The organism is Pseudomonas sp. Pseusp88, assembly GCF_047303955.1.
Lineage (GTDB): Bacteria > Pseudomonadota > Gammaproteobacteria > Pseudomonadales > Pseudomonadaceae > Aquipseudomonas.
In genome coordinates, this window is sequence record NZ_JBGLYM010000001.1 from 411,556 (window position 1) to 428,106 (window position 16,551).

The following is a 16,551-nucleotide window of genomic DNA, read 5'->3' on the forward strand; positions in this document are numbered from 1 at the left end:
GATCAGCTTTCCAGCCAAACGTCGCGGGCCCAGTGCCAGACCGATTCCCAGCTTTCTTCGGTAACCAGTTCTTCTTCGCCGGACCACAGTACCACGGTGCCGTCTTCTTCGACGCAGTAGTAGTCCTCACCGTCCTGGCAGATCGGGATCAGCTCGCGGGGTACGCCGATGTCCCAGGCGTTGGCCGCGACTTCAGGCAGGTAGGTGTGCGACTGCGGATCGGTCACAGTTACCGGTTCAAGGCTGCCGTAGACCACATCGCTGACGGTCAGCAGGAATTCCTTGAAGACGAACGGGATGTTGATGAACAGCTGTTCTTCGACTTCGACGAGTTGGTCCTCGTCAGGAAGCTCAAGCGGAACCGGGACCGGCTCGTTGGCTTCACGCAATTGTTCAATGACTTCTTCCACGACCTGGATCCTCTTACGTGTTGGCGCGGGTTATACAGTAGCGTAAAGGCTTTCTCAAAATAACTACCCGAACGGATAAAACAAAACCCCGGACAAGTCCGGGGTTCTGATCATGGGCAAAGCGCAGTGGTTCAACCGTTCTGGCGGATACCGGCAACCAGCCATGGCTGGTTGTCGCCCTGGGCGCGCTCCATGTTCCAGCTTTCGCTGAACACTTCGCCCTGGTCAAAGCGCGAGGTCTTGGAAACGCCGGCGAAGGTCAGGGTCGCGATGGTTTTATCGGCGCGATCGTCCAGGCCATCCAGTTGCACGGTGAGGTTGTCGATGTAGGTCGACTGGAAGCCATCACCCAGGTCCGCACGTTCCTTGCGCAGGAATTGCAGCATCTGCGGAGTCACGAACTCGGCAATCTTGTCCATTTCGTTGGCGTCCCAGTGCTGTTGCAGGGACTGGAAGTGGTTGCGCGCTGCTTCCAGGAAGCGCTGCTCGTTGAACCAGGCTGGCGCATTGATGACCGGCACGGCCGACGCTGCCGGGCTGCCACCGAACATCGAGTTCTGTGCAGGCTGCGGTGCGGCTTCACGCTGGTAGGGCGCCCCGGCACCGGCCATTTCAGGCTGCTGTTTGCGGCGACGGGCAGCGATGAAACGGAAGATCACGAAAGCGATGATCGCCATGATCAGGATGTCGAAGATCTGCATGCCCTGGAAGCCGCCGCCCATGAACATCGAAGCGAGCAGGCCACCGGCAGCGATACCGGCCAATGGGCCCAGCCAGCGGGACGCGCCGCCAGCGGCAGGAGTCGGACGACCGGCAGCGTTAGGCGCGGCGGCAGGCGCGGATGGGGCGGTCTGGCGGGCCTGGTGAGTCGGCGCCGAACCCAGGCTCTTGCCGCCACCAAAGCGTGCTGCGTTGGCGTCCAGGCTCATGGTGAGCCCGATGCACAGCGCCAGAACGATGCTAAGAAAACGTTGCATAAGGGAATTCCCGTTTGTGGATTGCACGTGCGGCATCTTGCATAGCGGACAGGTCGCTGGCTAGCGAGCAAATGTTTCCGGCTTTTGCATAAATTCGCAGATAGCCTTTCTATGGGGCCTGTAAGGCAATAGTTAAAGCGCTGTGGGATTTTTCTTTATTTGCAGACAGGGAGCGGACAGCTTCGGCTTCTCGCAGCCTTGGCGTCATGCGCCGGACTTGTAGGAGCTGCCGAAGGCTGCGAATGGCTCAACACCGCTTTCGCAGCCTTCGGCAGCTCCTACAAAAATGCATTTCAATCACGGTATTGCGTGGATGGCGCTGCTCCGTCAGATCGCCACCAGCTTCGCATACCCCATCATCAGCCACTTGCTGCCTTCGGCGAAGTTCACCTGCACCCGGGCCTGAGCGCCGGAGCCCTCGAAGTTGAGGATCACGCCCTCGCCAAACACCGCATGCTGCACACTCTGGCCGATGCTGAACTGGGTTTCCGGGATGCCGGTGCCGTTGAAAAGGCTGCTGGTGCTGACTTTCTGGGTGCCACCGAACGGACGGCTGACACTGTTGGACAGACGCACTTCCTGAATCAGCGCGGGCGGTACTTCCCGTACGAAACGCGACACCTTGTTGTAGGTCTCGCTGCCATAGAGGCGTCGGGTTTCTGCGTAGGTGAGTACCAGATGCTGCATGGCCCGGGTGATGCCGACATAGGCCAGACGCCGTTCCTCTTCCAGGCGCCCCGGTTCTTCCAGGCTCATCTTGTGCGGAAACAGGCCTTCCTCCATGCCCACCAGGAACACGTAAGGGAATTCCAGGCCCTTGGCGCTGTGCAGGGTCATCAGCTGGACGCTGTCTTCGTGCTCGTCGGCCTGGGTATCGCCGGCTTCCAGCGAGGCGTGGCCGAGGAATGCCGCCAGTGGGGTCAGCTCTTCGTCTTCCTCGGTGTTTTCGAAGTTGCGCGCCGCGCTGACCAGTTCCTCAAGGTTTTCTACCCGTGCCTGACCCTTTTCACCTTTTTCTTCCTGGTGATAGGTGATCAGGCCGGACTGCTCGATGACGGTCTGAGTCATCAGGTGCAGTGGCATGTCCATGACCTTGGCCGCGAGGTTCTCGATCAGTTCGACAAAGGCGCCCAGGGCGCTTGCGGCGCGACCGGTCAGGCCTTTATTGGCGATGAGCTGGCGCATGGCTTCCCACATCGACACATCGGCGTGGCGGGCATGTTCTCGAATGGCTTCGACGGTTTTCTCGCCGATGCCTCGGGCCGGAACGTTGATCACCCGCTCCAGTGCCGAATCGTTGCCGCGACCTTCCAGCAGGCGCAGGTAGGCCATGGCATTCTTGATTTCGGCCCGCTCGAAGAAGCGCTGCCCGCCATAGATACGGTAAGGAATGCGCTCGCGCAGCAAGGCTTCTTCCAGTACCCGTGATTGGGCGTTGGAGCGATACAGGATGGCGATATCGCTACGCATCAGCCCGGTCTTGATCGCGCTTTCGATGGTTTCCACCACGTAGCGCGCTTCGTCGTGCTCGTTGAAGGCTGCATACAGGCTGATCAGCTCGCCATCGCCGACATCGGTCCACAGCTCTTTGCCCAGACGGCCGCTGTTATTGACGATCAGACCGTTGGCGGCCTTGAGGATGCTGGCGGTGGAGCGGTAGTTCTGCTCCAGGCGGATGACTTCGGTATCGGGGAAGTCCGATGAATACTGATGAATATTCTCGATCTTCGCCCCGCGCCAGCCGTAGATCGACTGGTCATCATCGCCGACTACCATCAGGCTGTCGCCACCCTGTGCAAGCAGACGCAACCAGGCGTACTGCACGGCGTTGGTGTCCTGGAATTCATCGACCAGTACGTGACGGAAGCGGCGCTGGTAGTGGGCCAGCAGGCCGGGATTGTCGCGCCACAGGTCCAGGGCGCGCAGCAGCAGCTCGGAGAAGTCGATGACCCCGGCGCGCTGGCAGGCGTTTTCATAGGCTTCGTAGATGCCGCGCATGGTGGCGAGGAACAGGTCGCCGCCCGCTTGAATGTGTTTCGGGCGCAGCCCTTCGTCTTTCTGGCCATTGATGAACCACTGGGCCTGTCGGGCTGGCCACTTTTGTTCATCCAGGCCCAATTCGCGGATTACCCGCTTGACCAGGCGTTGCTGGTCATCGCTGTCGAGAATCTGAAAGGTCTGCACCAGCCCGGCTTCCTGCCAGTGCGCCCGCAGCAGGCGGTGCGCCAGGCCGTGGAAGGTGCCGACCCACATGCCTGCCGGGTTGATACCCATCAGTTGCTCGATGCGGTGGCGCATCTCGGCAGCGGCCTTATTGGTGAAGGTCACGGACAGGATCGAGTGAGGCGAGGCTTGCTCGACCTGGATCAACCAGGCGATACGGTGCACCAGCACACGAGTCTTGCCGGAGCCGGCACCGGCCAGGACCAACTGACGACCCACGGAGGCTGCTACAGCCTGACGTTGAGCGTCGTTGAGTGAATTAAGCAGAAGGGAGAGGTCATCGCGCATCGACGCATTCTATGGCGCCCGGCGTAGGTCGGCAAACTTAACGTCATACTATCGAGGCCGGTTACCGTACGAGCGCAGGACCCTGTGCAACTACTGGCTAATTGATATTTTTATGATGCGTGGCAGTTTGGTCTGCTCCTGCGCTTGTGTATGCTCCGTGCACGTTTGAGGCACCATCATTATAAGAACATCACCATGCCATTCAGCTTCGACGCATCCGATGTCACAAGCCGCCGGGCCATACGCCAGCAGTTCGCTACCGAACTGTCGGTTGAGCGCACGCGCCTGTTGTATCAAGGCTCAATGCTGCCGACGCTGCTTATGTTCATCAATGGCCTGGTCTGTGCCTGGCTGCTGTGGAGTCCGCAACGCTATCTGATGGTCGGCGTCTGGGTCGGTTGGCTGTCGGCCCTGGTGTGCCTGCGTGTCAGTCAGGTTGCCGCCTTCACTGCCGCGGCCCCCGAACGCCAGGCCTTGCCGATATGGGGGCGGATGTTCCTGCTCGGCGCCATCGGCAGCGGCCTGACCCTGGCCAGCGCCGCCCTGGTGCTGGTACCTGTGGAAAATTTCGAGCAGCAGGCCTGGGTGTTCGGCCTTATCGGTGCGGCGACGCTTTCGGCCAGCGTCGGTTATGCCGCCAGTATTCCTGCGTTCCTGTCGTTCACCTTGCCCTGTTTGTTGCCGCCCGTTCTCTATCTGCTCTGGGGAGGCGATGTACCTTTGCGCGGCTGGGGCTGGCTCGGATTGATTCTGATGCTCGCCTTGCTGGTGGTCGTCTTGCAGGTCAATCGGCTCATTCAGCGCGGGCTGGTACGGCGCTTCCAGAACCAGGCACTGATCGAATCCTTGCAGCAGGCACAGATCAAGGGCGACCAGCTCAATATCGAGCTTGCGCGTGAGGTCGAGCAGCGCCGTCGTGCCGAGCGCGATCTGATCAAGGCCCATGCCGAGCTGGAGGAGCGCGTGGCCTTGCGTACCCGTGAGCTGGAAGAAGCCAACCTGACCCTGAGCAAAAGCCCGCCACGCCTGGCCGCGACGGTATTCGAGGCGGCCAGCGAAGGCATTGTCATCTTCGATCCGGACTATCGGATTCTGGCGATCAACCAGGCGTTCAGTCAGGTCACCGGGTTTACCCAGGAAGAAATGGTTGGCCGCACGGTTACCGATATCGCCAGCAGTCGCGATATCCGCCGCCACTTCGCCGCGATACGCCATTCACTGGAACTGACCGGCAACTGGCAGGGCGAACTGGTCGAGACGCGCAAGAATGGCGAGTTGTATCCGCAGTGGGTTCATCTCAGTGAAGTTCGTGATACCAGTGGTGAGCTGAGTCATATTGTCGGCTTCTTCGCCGATCTGTCCGCGCGGCGTGAATCCGAAGAGCGCATGCGCTATCTGACCCATTACGACGAACTGACCGGTCTGGCCAATCGCTCGCTGTTCAAGGAGCGCTTGCGTGAGGGCAACCAGCGCGTGCGCCAGGGCGGCCGCAGCCTGGCGCTGCTGCATATCAACCTCGACCGCTTCAAGCTGCTCAATGACAGCCTGGGCCACGAAGTTGCCGACCAATTGCTGCGCCATGTTGCCCGACGCCTTAGTAGCGCGATGCCTGAGGCCGATACCATTGCCCGGTTGTCCGGCGATGAGTTCGCCGTACTGTTCGACGCCTACGCCAACCTGTCGAGCCTGGCCCGGGTCACCAGTCGGCTGCTGGCCAAGTTGCGCACGCCGATCTCGATTGCCGGGCATGAACTGGTCATCAGCGCTTCGGTGGGCATCAGCCTGTTGCCGGACTCGGCCCGGGAAATCTCGGCCCTGGTCAGCCAGTCGAATATGGCAATGCAGCATGCCAAGCATCTGGGCGGCAATAATTTCCAGTTCTATACCGAGAGCCTGCAAGCCAGCACTCTGGAGCGCCTGCAACTGGAGATCCAGCTACGCAAAGCCATCGACGAGCAGCAGCTGGAAGTTTTCTATCAACCCAAGCTGTGCCTCGCTACCGGGCGTATCGAAGCCGCCGAAGCACTGGTGCGCTGGCGCCACCCGAATTTGGGCATGGTGCCACCGGGAGACTTTATCGGCCTGGCCGAAGAGACCGGGCTGATCGGTGCCATCGGCGAGTTCGTTCTGCGCAAGGCCTGCTGGCAGGCGTGCGAGTGGCAGCGCCAGGGAATACCGCCGATCCGGGTTTCGGTCAACCTGTCGGTGCATCAGTTGCGTCAGGGCAAGCTGGTCAGCCTGGTGCGCCAGGTTCTGGATGAGACCGGTTTGAAGGCTGACTGGCTGGAGCTGGAGTTGACCGAAAGCCAGCTGCTGGACAGCGTCGAGCACATCATTGCCACTTTCCATCAACTGCATGAATTGGGTGTGCAATTAGCCATCGACGACTTTGGCACCGGCTATTCTTCCTTGAGTTACCTCAAGCGCTTCCCGGTGGACTACGTGAAGATCGATCAGGCCTTCATTCGCGGCTTGAGCGAGGGCAGCGAAGATGCGGCGATCACCCGCGCGATTATTGCCATGGCTCATAGCCTCGGTTTGAAAGTGGTGGCGGAGGGGGTCGAGGATCAGGAGCAACTGGCGTTCCTCAGGGAACATCAGTGCGATGAGGTTCAGGGTTATTTGATCAGTCGACCGATCGATGCCGGTGCGCTGGCTGCATTGCTGCGAGCGCACAAGGTGACGGACTACTGAGTTATAGGTGGCTTTGTGTAGGTGCATCGCAGCGATGGGCGGGCTTTCTCAAAAGCGATGCACTGACAAAGGGCCAGGCTCGTTTAACTGTGCGGGCCGCAGCTCATGTAGTATAACTACAAGAAAGCTACAACAATCCGGCCCATGACGGCCCTTTTTGTCGAGTCAGTCCTTTGAATCTGCTGCAGCACATCGCCCAGTCACGCCACCTGTTACGCAAATCGGAGCTCAAGGTTGCCGATCACGTGCTGCTTGACCCAGCGGCTGTCATGCACAGTTCCATGGCCGACCTGGCGCACAGCGTAGGTATCAGTGAACCGACCATTGTGCGTTTCTGCCGCGCAATCGGTTGCACCGGCTTCCAGGATCTCAAACTCAAGCTGGCCCAGAGCCTGGCTGCCGGTGCCAGCTTCGGTCAGTTTGCGATCCACGAAGACGATTCGGTCGCCGACTACAGCCTGAAAATTTTCGATACAACGCTGCATACCCTGATGGAGGTGCGCGAGAACCTCGACCCCCACGCCTTGCAGATGGCGGTCTCGGCCATGGCCACTGCGCAACGGGTAGAGTTCTATGGTTTCGGTGCCTCCGGTGCTGTGGCAGCAGATGCCCAGCACAAGTTCTTCCGCCTGCTGCTCAGCGCGGCAGCCTATTCCGATCCGCACATGCAGGCGATGTCGGCAGTGACCCTCAAGCCCACCGACGTTGCTGTCTGTATCTCGCAGTCGGGACGCTCCAAGGATCTGCTGATCACCGCCAACCTGGTGCGCGAAAGCGGCGCCAATCTGATTACCCTGTGCCCGAGCCAGACGCCGTTGGCCGAGCTGTCGACGGTCAACCTGGCCATCGACGTGCACGAAGACACCGAGATCTACACGCCGTTGACGTCGCGTATCGCCCATCTGGTGGTGATCGACGTGCTGGCCATGGGCGTTGCCATGGCGCGCGGACCGAGCCTGGTCAATCACCTCAAGAGCGTCAAGCGCAGCCTTCGCAGCCTGCGTCTGTCACCAAAGTCGATCAAGGCCCACGAAGACTGAGTCGGGCTTTATTTCGACCCAGACAGAAAAACTCTGGCCAAGTAGCAATGCGCTACATGGCCAGAGTTTCTAAGAACGAATTATCAAGCTTCCAATCACTGGACGATTTCTACTTCGTCAATCTGAACCAGCTCTTTTCCATCGTGAAAGATTTGTACGTGGGAAACATTGGCGTAGCCAGGCAAAGTCAACGCAACCGACTTTTCAGTCAGCACGGTCAGGCCGATGCCTTTGTCTTCCAGAACCAGCAGCAGCCTGAGTCCGAAGGATTTGTCCTGTACCGGATCCAGCATCAGGGTGGCTTCGGTGGCGCTATTGGTGACGATAACGGTGCCGGAAATCATGAAAGTAGGGCCGGTGGTGCTTGGCATTTTATTGATGCGGGCGTACCAGTTTTTAGTGTCTACAACATTCATTTGTGTAACTCCATATGATATTTGCTATCGGGTTTGTTGTTGCATCCTGCCCGATAACTATCGTTTAAGAGTCCGGTCTAAAAGCGATAAATATATATAAGCGCGCCGAAGCTATGTTGCAGTTTATGTCCAGCAACATTCACCAACTTGTCATGCTTTCGCCGCCTGATCGTCATTGCCCGAGGCCACTCTGTACTCCCGCACCCGGATTGGGAGACAGGATATGCCTCGGCACTACGATGACTCGCAACAGAACAGCACTGCCAAGACCCGCCGCCAGCAGGAAGACCAGCGCCGCATGGCCTTTCGGCGGGCGATTGAAAGCTACTCCGAAGAGCGTCGCCTGAACCAGGAATTGGCTGGCTACGGCGACGACGATATGTCTGCCAACTTCTGGCAGGCGGTCAGGCCCGGGGAAGGCGTCCGTCGAAACGCTCGACAAGCTGGCTGATCTGCGCACGTTCGCTGCGGATAAACGCCAGAAAGGCATGGGCCACCGGCGATAGCCGCTTGGCCTGGCCTTGCACTACGCACCAGCTGCGATATAGCGGCAATTCGGCCACCGGTAGCTCCTTGAGGGTGCCGGTAGCCAGTTCCAGGCTCAAGGCGTGACGAGTCAGTACGGCGATCCCCAGCCCCGCCACCACACATTCGCGCTGCGCTTCTGCCGATGAGACCTCCATGGTCTGGGCGAAATGTACGCGCTTGTCCTTGAAATACTCCTCACATGCCTTGCGCGTTCCTGAGCCCGGTTCACGGATCACCAGGCAGTAGGGTTCCAGGTCCTTCAGGCTCAGTTTTTCCGCCGTGCTCAGCGGGTGATCGGCCCGGGCCACGGCCACGATCGGGTTGTTCAGGAACGGCAGGAATTCCAGGCCCATGTCCTGAGGCACCATGGTCATCACCACCAGATCGTCACGATTGTCGGAAAGCCGCTTGATGACCTGGGACCTGTTGACTACCGTCAGATTCAGCATCACTTCCGGATAGCGCTGCTTGAAGGCGGCAAACAGGTGCGGCATGAAGTATTTGCAGCTGGATTCGATGGCCAGCTTCAACTGCCCCTGCAGCGAGCCCTGCATGTCCGAGAGCTGCATGTCGAGGTTTTCCAGGCGCCCGAAAATGTCGCGGCTGGCCTTTTGCAGGGCTTCGGCGGCCTCGGTCAGGTACAACTTCTTACCGACGTATTCGAACAAAGGCTGGCCGACCAGCTCTTCCAACTGACGAATCTGCAAGCTGACAGCCGGTTGCGTGAGGGACATTTCCTCGGCAGCACGGCTGTAGGAGCGAAGGTCACAGACCTCGTTGAAAATTCGCAGCTGACGTAATGTCATACGCATCAATGACTTACGCATTTTAAAAAACTCCTGCCAATAGCTGAAGTAGTGACTATAAGGTTTTGCTTATGGTTCACCCAACTTTAACTCATTTTTGTTAATCCATGATCCGGCATAGGGTTGGCTTCGCAACAACTTGTCATAGCTTGCCGCTGTGCCGGTTCGTCTGTTCAACGGTCGAGGACATACTCGTGATAACAAAAATCCTGATCGCCAACCGCGGTGAAATTGCTGTCCGGATCGTGCGCGCCTGCGCCGAAATGGGCATCCGCTCGGTAGCGATCTATTCCGATGCTGATCGGCACGCCCTGCATGTGAAGCGGGCGGATGAGGCCCACAGCATTGGTGCCGAACCCCTCGCCGGTTACCTCAATCCACGCAAGCTGGTGAACCTGGCGGTCGAAACCGGCTGCGATGCCCTGCACCCCGGCTACGGCTTCCTGTCGGAAAACGCCGAGCTGGCGGACATCTGCGCCGAACGCGGGATCAAATTCATTGGTCCGTCCGCTGAAGTCATTCGCCGCATGGGTGACAAGACCGAAGCTCGCCGCAGCATGATCAAGGCCGGTGTACCGGTTACACCGGGCACCGAAGGCAACGTAGCCGATATCCACGAAGCCCTGCTGGAAGGCGACCGCATCGGTTATCCGGTGATGCTCAAGGCCACTTCCGGTGGTGGCGGGCGCGGTATCCGTCGTTGCAACAGCCGTGAAGAACTGGAACAGGCGTTCCCCCGGGTGATCTCTGAAGCGACCAAGGCCTTCGGCTCGGCGGAGGTCTTCCTGGAAAAATGCATCGTCAACCCCAAGCACATTGAGGCGCAGATTCTCGGTGACAGCTTCGGTAATGTGGTGCACCTGTTCGAGCGCGACTGCTCGATTCAGCGCCGCAACCAGAAGCTCATCGAAATCGCCCCGAGCCCGCAGCTGACCCCGGAGCAACGCGCCTATATCGGCGACCTGTCGGTGCGTGCAGCCAAGGCCGTGGGCTACGAGAACGCTGGTACCGTGGAGTTCCTGCTCGCCGAAGGCGAGGTGTATTTCATGGAGATGAACACCCGGGTGCAGGTGGAACACACCATCACCGAAGAAATTACCGGCATCGACATTGTCCGCGAGCAGATCCGCATCGCCTCCGGCCTGCCGCTCTCGGTCAAACAGGAAGACATCATCCATCGCGGTTTCGCGTTGCAGTTTCGCATCAACGCCGAAGACCCGAAAAACAACTTCCTGCCCAGCTTCGGCAAGATCACTCGTTACTACGCCCCCGGTGGTCCGGGCGTGCGCACCGACACGGCAATTTACACCGGCTACACCATTCCGCCGTATTACGACTCGATGTGCCTGAAGCTGATCGTCTGGGCGCTGACTTGGGAAGAAGCCATGGACCGCGGCCTGCGGGCACTGGATGACATGCGCCTGCAAGGTGTGAAGACCACCGCCGCGTACTACCAGGAAATCCTGCGTAACCCGGAATTCCGTAGCGGCCAGTTCAATACCAGCTTCGTCGAAAGCCATCCGGAACTGACCAACTACTCGATCAAGCGCAAACCCGAAGAGCTGGCCCTGGCCATCGCCGCCGCCATTGCCGCCCATGCAGGCCTGTGAGGAATAGAACAATGAGCAAGAAGATTTTCGTCACCGACACCATCCTGCGTGATGCCCACCAGTCGCTGCTGGCTACCCGCATGCGCACTGAAGACATGCTGCCGATCTGCGACAAGCTCGACAAGGTCGGCTACTGGTCCCTGGAAGTCTGGGGTGGCGCGACCTTCGACGCCTGTGTGCGCTTCCTCAAGGAAGATCCGTGGGAGCGCCTGCGCCAACTGCGTGCGGCCCTGCCTAACACTCGCCTGCAAATGCTCCTGCGCGGGCAGAACCTGCTGGGCTATCGCCACTACAGCGATGACGTGGTCAAGGCATTCGTGGCCAAGGCGGCGGACAACGGTATCGACGTGTTCCGCATCTTCGATGCCATGAACGACGTGCGTAACCTGCGCGTCGCCATCGAAGCGGTGAAGGCTGCGGGCAAGCATGCCCAGGGCACCATCGCCTACACCACCAGCCCGGTGCACACCATCGAGGCGTTCGTGGCCCAGGCCAGGCAAATGGAAGCCATGGGTTGCGATTCGGTCGCGATCAAGGACATGGCCGGTCTGCTGACGCCGTACGCCACTGGCGAACTGGTCAAGGCGCTGAAGGCTGAGCAATCCCTGCCGATCTTCATCCACTCCCACGACACCGCCGGCCTGGCCGCCATGTGCCAGCTCAAAGCGGTTGAAAACGGCGCCAGCCATATCGACACCGCCATCTCCAGCTTCGCCTGGGGTACCAGCCATCCGGGCACCGAGTCCATGGTTGCGGCGCTCAAGGGTAGCGAGTTCGATACTGGTCTGGATCTGGAGCTATTGCAGGAAATCGGCTTGTACTTCTACGCCGTACGTAAGAAGTATCACCAGTTCGAGAGCGAATTCACCTCGGTCGACACCCGTGTACAGGTCAACCAGGTCCCCGGCGGGATGATTTCCAACCTCGCCAACCAGCTCAAGGAACAGGGCGCCTTGAACCGCATGAGCGAAGTGCTGGCCGAGATCCCGCGTGTGCGCAAGGACCTGGGCTATCCACCACTGGTAACCCCGACTTCGCAGATCGTCGGCACCCAGGCGTTCTTCAACGTCCTGGCCGGTGAGCGCTACAAGACCATCACCAACGAAGTGAAGCTGTACCTGCAAGGCGGCTACGGCAAGGCGCCAGGTGTGGTCGATGAAGAGCTGCGTCGCCAGGCCATAGGCAACGAAGAACTGATCGACGTGCGCCCCGCTGATCTGCTCAAGCCGGAAATGACCAAGCTGCGTGCGGATATCGGTACTCTGGCCGCCTCCGAAGAAGACGTGCTGACTTTCGCCATGTTCCCGGATATTGGTCGCAAGTTCCTCGAAGAACGCGCTGCGGGCACCCTGACCCCTGAAGCCCTGTTGCCGATCCCGGAAGCGGGTGGCGTGGCCAAGGCGGGGGGCGAGGGCGTACCGACCGAGTTCGTCATCGACGTGCACGGCGAAAGCTACCGCGTGGACATTACCGGCGTCGGCGTCAAGGCCAGCGGCAAGCGTCACTTCTACCTGTCCATCGACGGCATGCCGGAAGAGGTGGTGTTCGAACCGCTCAACGAATTTGTCAGCGGCGGCGCCAGCAAGCGCAACCAGGCCACCGCGCCGGGCCACGTCAGCACCACCATGCCGGGCAATATCGTTGATGTACTGGTCAAGGAAGGTGACATGGTCAAGGCCGGCCAGGCCGTACTGATTACCGAAGCCATGAAGATGGAAACCGAAGTCCAGGCCTCCATCGCCGGCAAAGTCGTCGCTATTCACGTCGCCAAAGGCGATCGGGTCAATCCGGGCGAGATCCTGATTGAGATCGAAGGCTGATATCGCCTTCGACAAACCTGCTAACGATTAACCTCTTGGGGAGCCTTGGCTCCCTCTTTTTTTGCCTGCTGAAGCAGAGATGCATTTAATTGCAGATATAACGATGATCTTCGCCTTTAAATGCATTAAATTGCATATTTCCAGACATTTTAAGCCGTGGAATGCACTATAGTGCAGATAGATGCGACTTTGCCGACTGTAAAGTGCAATATATTGCAGGTCGAACATGTATAACCTGACGCTTCAAGTGTACGGGGCAGGGATCTGGCAAGACGCTATGACCCTGGCTTTTACCGAGCCTTTGCAAGGTTTGCTCAGCCCTTGCCGGCTCGCCTATAAATCAGCGTATGTCCACGCCAATGTGGACGCCTATCAAAGCTCGTTCGCTCAGGCTGTGAGCGCTCGCCTGCCTGTGGATTTCGACTCGTTATCGTCGCGCGAGGCGCCGGCTTTTCTGCAGGATATTGCACCGTCGGGCGCTGCGAGGCGTTTTTTGATTGCCCATATCGGCCGGGAAAAGCCCGAGGGCTTGAGCGATGACCTGTATTTGCTGGGGCGCAGTACACCGGCCCCCATCGGCAATCTGCGGATCAAGGAATCGGTAGAGTCGCTGAATCAGGAGGATCCACTGGGGTTTACGCGTCAGGACGTGGTCAGTCGCGATCAGCACTTTCTGGAATATGCCTACGAACAAGGCGCGGCCATCGGCGGGGCGACGGGCGCCGGTGGTGAGGCGCCCAAGCTGTTGATGACGCAGGGTGTCGATGGCTTGCTGTACCCGGATGCAGTATTGCCCGATGAGCAGGCCCGCCAGCATTGGTTTATCAAGTTCGCCCGCAACCAGGCACTGAACAATGATCAGGACATCCTGCGCAGTGAGCATCTGTACTACAAGGCACTGCAACAGCTAGGTATAGAGACGGTTGCTAGCGATGACCTCGCCCTGGAGGAAGCACACAAGCCAAGCCTGTGGATGAAACGCTTTGATCGCCAGGTGTCGGCACAAGGTATCGAGCGCTCGGCGGTGGAGTCGATCTACTCGTTGGCCGGTGTAACGGTGCCGGGTAGCCGCATGGATCACGTGGAGGTCATCAACCTGTTGACCCGGCTATGGATTGAGGCCGGTCAACGGGTGGAAATTCCTGGGCTGGTGGCCGAATACCTACGACGTGATCTGATCAACCTGATACTGGGTAACTCGGACAATCACGGCCGTAACACCGCCATTATCCGCACCTCCAACGCCTATCGACTGGCGCCTGTCTACGACCTTGCACCGATGGTCATGGATGCCGAAGGTGTGACTCGTACTACCAAATGGCCAAGTGCGGTCGAGCGAGCAGGGCATGTCGATTGGCGTGCTGCCTGCGAGGCGCTGGCCGATATTGTAGATCCGCAGGATGCTTTCGACCGCCTGCGCCTGGATGCCCAGCAATTGCGGGCCTTGCCTGATCTATTGAGCGACTACGGCTTGCCGCAGACCACCTTCAACCATCCGGCCATTGCCTTGGGCAAACTTGCGCAACGGCTGACTGCCTGGGGGCTGCAATGACACTCTCCATCGACGCCCGTGCCCTGTTGATCGAAGACGTGCAGCGAGGCATTGCCGAGGGCAGCCTGGAGATTGGCGAGGCGGTCAAGCGCCTGCGGGTCGAGGGTGCGAAGCTGCATCAGAGCCAATACGCGCGGATGTGCAAGATCTCGGTACGCACGCTGATCCAGATCGAGCAGGGCGAGGGCAACCCGACATTGAAGTCGTTGAATGCGGTGTTCCGGCCCTTCGGTTTGCAGATGGGAGTTGTGAGGCGGCAGCGGCAGATAAACTGACAAAGCCGGTGTCGTTGGAGCGAGGCTTGCCCGCGAAGATTGCTGTGCGGTAGCCCTGAGGTTGCGCGTCGCCTGTTTCGCGGGCAAGCCTCGCTCCAACTGACGATCAAGCCGACGCGCGGCACTCTTCCAGGGTTCTCACCTGGCCATCCGGCTGCTGGTTATCCGCCGCCAGCCAGCGTTCGAAACCGGCGGCAATCGTCGGCCATTCGCTGTCCAGAATCGAATACCACGCGGTATCGCGGTTCACACCCTTGACCACCATGTGCTGGCGGAAAATCCCTTCGAAGCTGAAGCCGAAACGCTCCGCAGCGCGCTTGGAGCGGGCGTTGTTGCCGTTGCATTTCCACTCCAGACGACGGTTGCCCAGAGCAAACGATGCCTTGCCCAGCAGGTAGATCGCCTCGGTACCCTTGGGCGTGCGCTGCATGGCCGCGCCGAAGGTGACGTGGCCGATTTCGATGCGGCCATGGGCCGGGACGATGGACATCAGGCTGATGATGCCTTCGCACTTGCCGCTGGCCTGATCAATCACGCTGTAGAACCACGGATCGGTGTCGGCTGCGTGCCTTGCCAGCCAGGCATCGAAGTCGCTGCGCTGTGGGAATGGTCCGTAAGGCAGGTAGTCCCAGAGCTTGCGGTCCGAGTCCGGGCCTTCCAGCGCCAGCCACAGGTCGTCGCCGTGACGCGTCGGGTCGAGTTTTTCCAGGCGGATAAAGCGCCCTTGCAGCGTCTGGCTGTTGGGGAGTTGAGCAGGCTGCCAATGCAATTCGGTATTCGACATCGGTGGATTTCCTAAAGCATTTTGCGAAATTGGATATAGCCGGGGCGCTCGGCAATGCGTTCGTACAACTGGATCGCTGTGGCATTGGTCTCGTGGGTCAGCCAGTGCACCTTGTCGCAGTTATTGGCCTTGGCTGTGGCGTAGACATGCTCGATCAGCAGGCGCCCGACACCGGTACCGCGCTGCTCGGGGGCCACGATCAGGTCTTGCAGATAGCAGGCATTCTTGATGCTCCAATTGGAGCGATGGTAGATGAAATGCACCATACCGATGGCCTTGCCGTCCTGCCAGGCCAGGGCTCCGTTGGTGGTTTCACTCGGGTCGAGCAGGCGCTGCCAGGTGCTGGCGCAGACTTCGTCGCTCAACTCGGTTTTGTAGAAGCGCAGGTACGCCTGCCACAGCGGCAGCCAGGCAGCGTGATCATGTTCGGTAACGGGGCGAATCTGGACATCGGACACTATGCTTCTCCTTCCTGTGTGTTCATCAGTTTGGCGAGTTCCAGATCGCGGACATCGGCCGAAGCGAGCAGGCCCTCGCGCACGCCGGCCATGTCTTCGGTGCTGCGGTTCTGGCTGAGTTTGCGCTTGCCTTCCAGGCTGCTGATCGGCAAGGCGAAGCCGACGATGGCACCGAGCATCTTATCGATGTATTCGGCCGGCGCGTCCGCGACCGCCCAGGGCTGCGCGCGGCTGCCCTCGTGCTTGTCGGTCAGGTCGCTGACCACCTGGAGCAGGCGATCGGCGTCGGTGAATACATCGGCGCGGCCATAGGCGTGCACCGCCTGATAGTTCCAGGTCGGCACCACTTTGCCATGCTCGGCCTTGCCCGGATAAAACGCCGGGCTGACATAAGCGTCGGCTCCGGCAAAGATCACCATTGCCTCGGCGCGCGTCTGCAACGCACGCCATTGCGGGTTGGCTTTGGCCAGATGGCCATAGAGCGTACCGAACGGTCCTTGGTCGGGGTTGAACAGCAGCGGCAAATGCGAGGCCTGTATGCCGTTTTCGTCATGAGTGACCACGATTGCCAGGCGTGTCTGTTCGATCAGGCCGTGCAGGCTGGCAAGTTCTTCATCTTTGAACGCGCTGGGTGTGTACATGAAATTTTCCTTGGCGAATGAGTGAATCC

The 16,551-nt window shown here is 59.5% G+C and carries 15 protein-coding genes; 7 read left to right on the plus strand and 8 right to left on the minus strand.

The annotated features are described in order from the left end of the window. Nucleotides 1-2 precede the first annotated feature (2 nt). The 3 genes from ACCD02_RS01970 to uvrD all read right to left on the minus strand — a co-directional run bounded on the left by ACCD02_RS01970 (nucleotide 3) and on the right by uvrD (nucleotide 3,898). A complete protein-coding gene (locus tag ACCD02_RS01970) occupies nucleotides 3-410 on the minus strand; it encodes an SMI1/KNR4 family protein (RefSeq protein ID WP_259100943.1) in 408 nt (135 codons plus the stop codon). A gap of 131 nt (nucleotides 411-541) precedes the next feature. After that, complete coding sequence (locus ACCD02_RS01975) at nucleotides 542-1,387, minus strand: Tim44 domain-containing protein (RefSeq protein WP_413298255.1); 846 nt, start codon at nucleotides 1,385-1,387, stop codon at nucleotides 542-544. A 327-nt stretch (nucleotides 1,388-1,714) separates the two neighbouring features. Continuing rightward, on the minus strand, nucleotides 1,715-3,898 hold the full coding sequence (gene uvrD, locus ACCD02_RS01980; protein WP_413298256.1) for a DNA helicase II: 2,184 nt from the start codon (nucleotides 3,896-3,898) through the stop codon (nucleotides 1,715-1,717). Nucleotides 3,899-4,390: 492 nt separating this feature from the next. Between uvrD and ACCD02_RS01985 the strand changes: the two genes are divergently transcribed. Beyond that, complete coding sequence (locus ACCD02_RS01985; RefSeq protein WP_413298327.1) at nucleotides 4,391-6,592, plus strand: putative bifunctional diguanylate cyclase/phosphodiesterase; 2,202 nt, start codon at nucleotides 4,391-4,393, stop codon at nucleotides 6,590-6,592. A 173-nt stretch (nucleotides 6,593-6,765) separates the two neighbouring features. Then, complete coding sequence (gene hexR, locus ACCD02_RS01990) at nucleotides 6,766-7,632, plus strand: transcriptional regulator HexR (RefSeq protein WP_259100935.1); 867 nt, start codon at nucleotides 6,766-6,768, stop codon at nucleotides 7,630-7,632. A 95-nt stretch (nucleotides 7,633-7,727) separates the two neighbouring features. Here hexR and ACCD02_RS01995 read toward each other — a convergent pair whose 3' ends face one another. Then, nucleotides 7,728-8,048, minus strand: coding sequence for a hypothetical protein (locus tag ACCD02_RS01995; RefSeq protein WP_413298257.1), 321 nt, complete (start codon nucleotides 8,046-8,048; stop codon nucleotides 7,728-7,730). 223 nt (nucleotides 8,049-8,271) lie between these two features. Here ACCD02_RS01995 and ACCD02_RS02000 point away from each other — a divergent pair, with 223 nt between their 5' ends. Continuing rightward, nucleotides 8,272-8,499, plus strand: a complete 228-nt coding sequence (locus ACCD02_RS02000; protein ID WP_413298258.1) for a PA3496 family putative envelope integrity protein — start codon at nucleotides 8,272-8,274, stop codon at nucleotides 8,497-8,499. On the opposite strand, the gene ACCD02_RS02005 is transcribed toward ACCD02_RS02000, so the two are convergent. Continuing rightward, on the minus strand, nucleotides 8,453-9,403 hold the full coding sequence (locus ACCD02_RS02005) for a LysR family transcriptional regulator (RefSeq protein ID WP_413298259.1): 951 nt from the start codon (nucleotides 9,401-9,403) through the stop codon (nucleotides 8,453-8,455). The two genes, ACCD02_RS02000 and ACCD02_RS02005, sit on opposite strands and share 47 nt — an antisense overlap. Before the next feature lie 173 nt (nucleotides 9,404-9,576). Here ACCD02_RS02005 and ACCD02_RS02010 point away from each other — a divergent pair, with 173 nt between their 5' ends. The 4 genes from ACCD02_RS02010 to ACCD02_RS02025 all read left to right on the plus strand — a co-directional run bounded on the left by ACCD02_RS02010 (nucleotide 9,577) and on the right by ACCD02_RS02025 (nucleotide 14,639). Next, entirely contained in the window at nucleotides 9,577-10,992 is a 1,416-nt protein-coding gene (locus ACCD02_RS02010; RefSeq protein ID WP_413298260.1) for an acetyl-CoA carboxylase biotin carboxylase subunit, read from the plus strand. 11 nt (nucleotides 10,993-11,003) lie between these two features. Further along, nucleotides 11,004-12,812: a sodium-extruding oxaloacetate decarboxylase subunit alpha gene (gene oadA / locus ACCD02_RS02015; RefSeq protein ID WP_413298261.1), complete on the plus strand. Its 1,809-nt coding sequence runs from the start codon at nucleotides 11,004-11,006 to the stop codon at nucleotides 12,810-12,812. A 226-nt stretch (nucleotides 12,813-13,038) separates the two neighbouring features. Beyond that, a complete protein-coding gene (locus tag ACCD02_RS02020) occupies nucleotides 13,039-14,364 on the plus strand; it encodes a type II toxin-antitoxin system HipA family toxin (protein ID WP_413298262.1) in 1,326 nt (441 codons plus the stop codon). Then, the gene (locus tag ACCD02_RS02025) at nucleotides 14,361-14,639 is read left to right on the plus strand and encodes a helix-turn-helix transcriptional regulator (protein ID WP_413298263.1); all 279 of its coding nucleotides are present in this window, start codon (nucleotides 14,361-14,363) and stop codon (nucleotides 14,637-14,639) included. The genes ACCD02_RS02020 and ACCD02_RS02025 overlap by 4 nt, the downstream gene beginning before the upstream one ends. Before the next feature lie 106 nt (nucleotides 14,640-14,745). Here ACCD02_RS02025 and ACCD02_RS02030 read toward each other — a convergent pair whose 3' ends face one another. The 3 genes from ACCD02_RS02030 to ACCD02_RS02040 are packed head-to-tail and all read right to left on the minus strand — an operon-like array spanning nucleotide 14,746 to nucleotide 16,522. Beyond that, nucleotides 14,746-15,423: a GNAT family N-acetyltransferase gene (locus ACCD02_RS02030; protein WP_413298264.1), complete on the minus strand. Its 678-nt coding sequence runs from the start codon at nucleotides 15,421-15,423 to the stop codon at nucleotides 14,746-14,748. An 11-nt stretch (nucleotides 15,424-15,434) separates the two neighbouring features. Continuing rightward, a complete protein-coding gene (locus ACCD02_RS02035; RefSeq protein ID WP_413298265.1) occupies nucleotides 15,435-15,881 on the minus strand; it encodes an N-acetyltransferase family protein in 447 nt (148 codons plus the stop codon). Continuing rightward, nucleotides 15,881-16,522 carry an FMN-binding negative transcriptional regulator gene (locus ACCD02_RS02040; protein WP_413298266.1) on the minus strand — a complete coding sequence of 214 codons (642 nt, stop codon included), beginning with the start codon at nucleotides 16,520-16,522 and terminating at the stop codon, nucleotides 15,881-15,883. Before ACCD02_RS02040 ends, ACCD02_RS02035 begins: the two co-directional genes overlap by 1 nt. Nucleotides 16,523-16,551 lie beyond the last annotated feature (29 nt).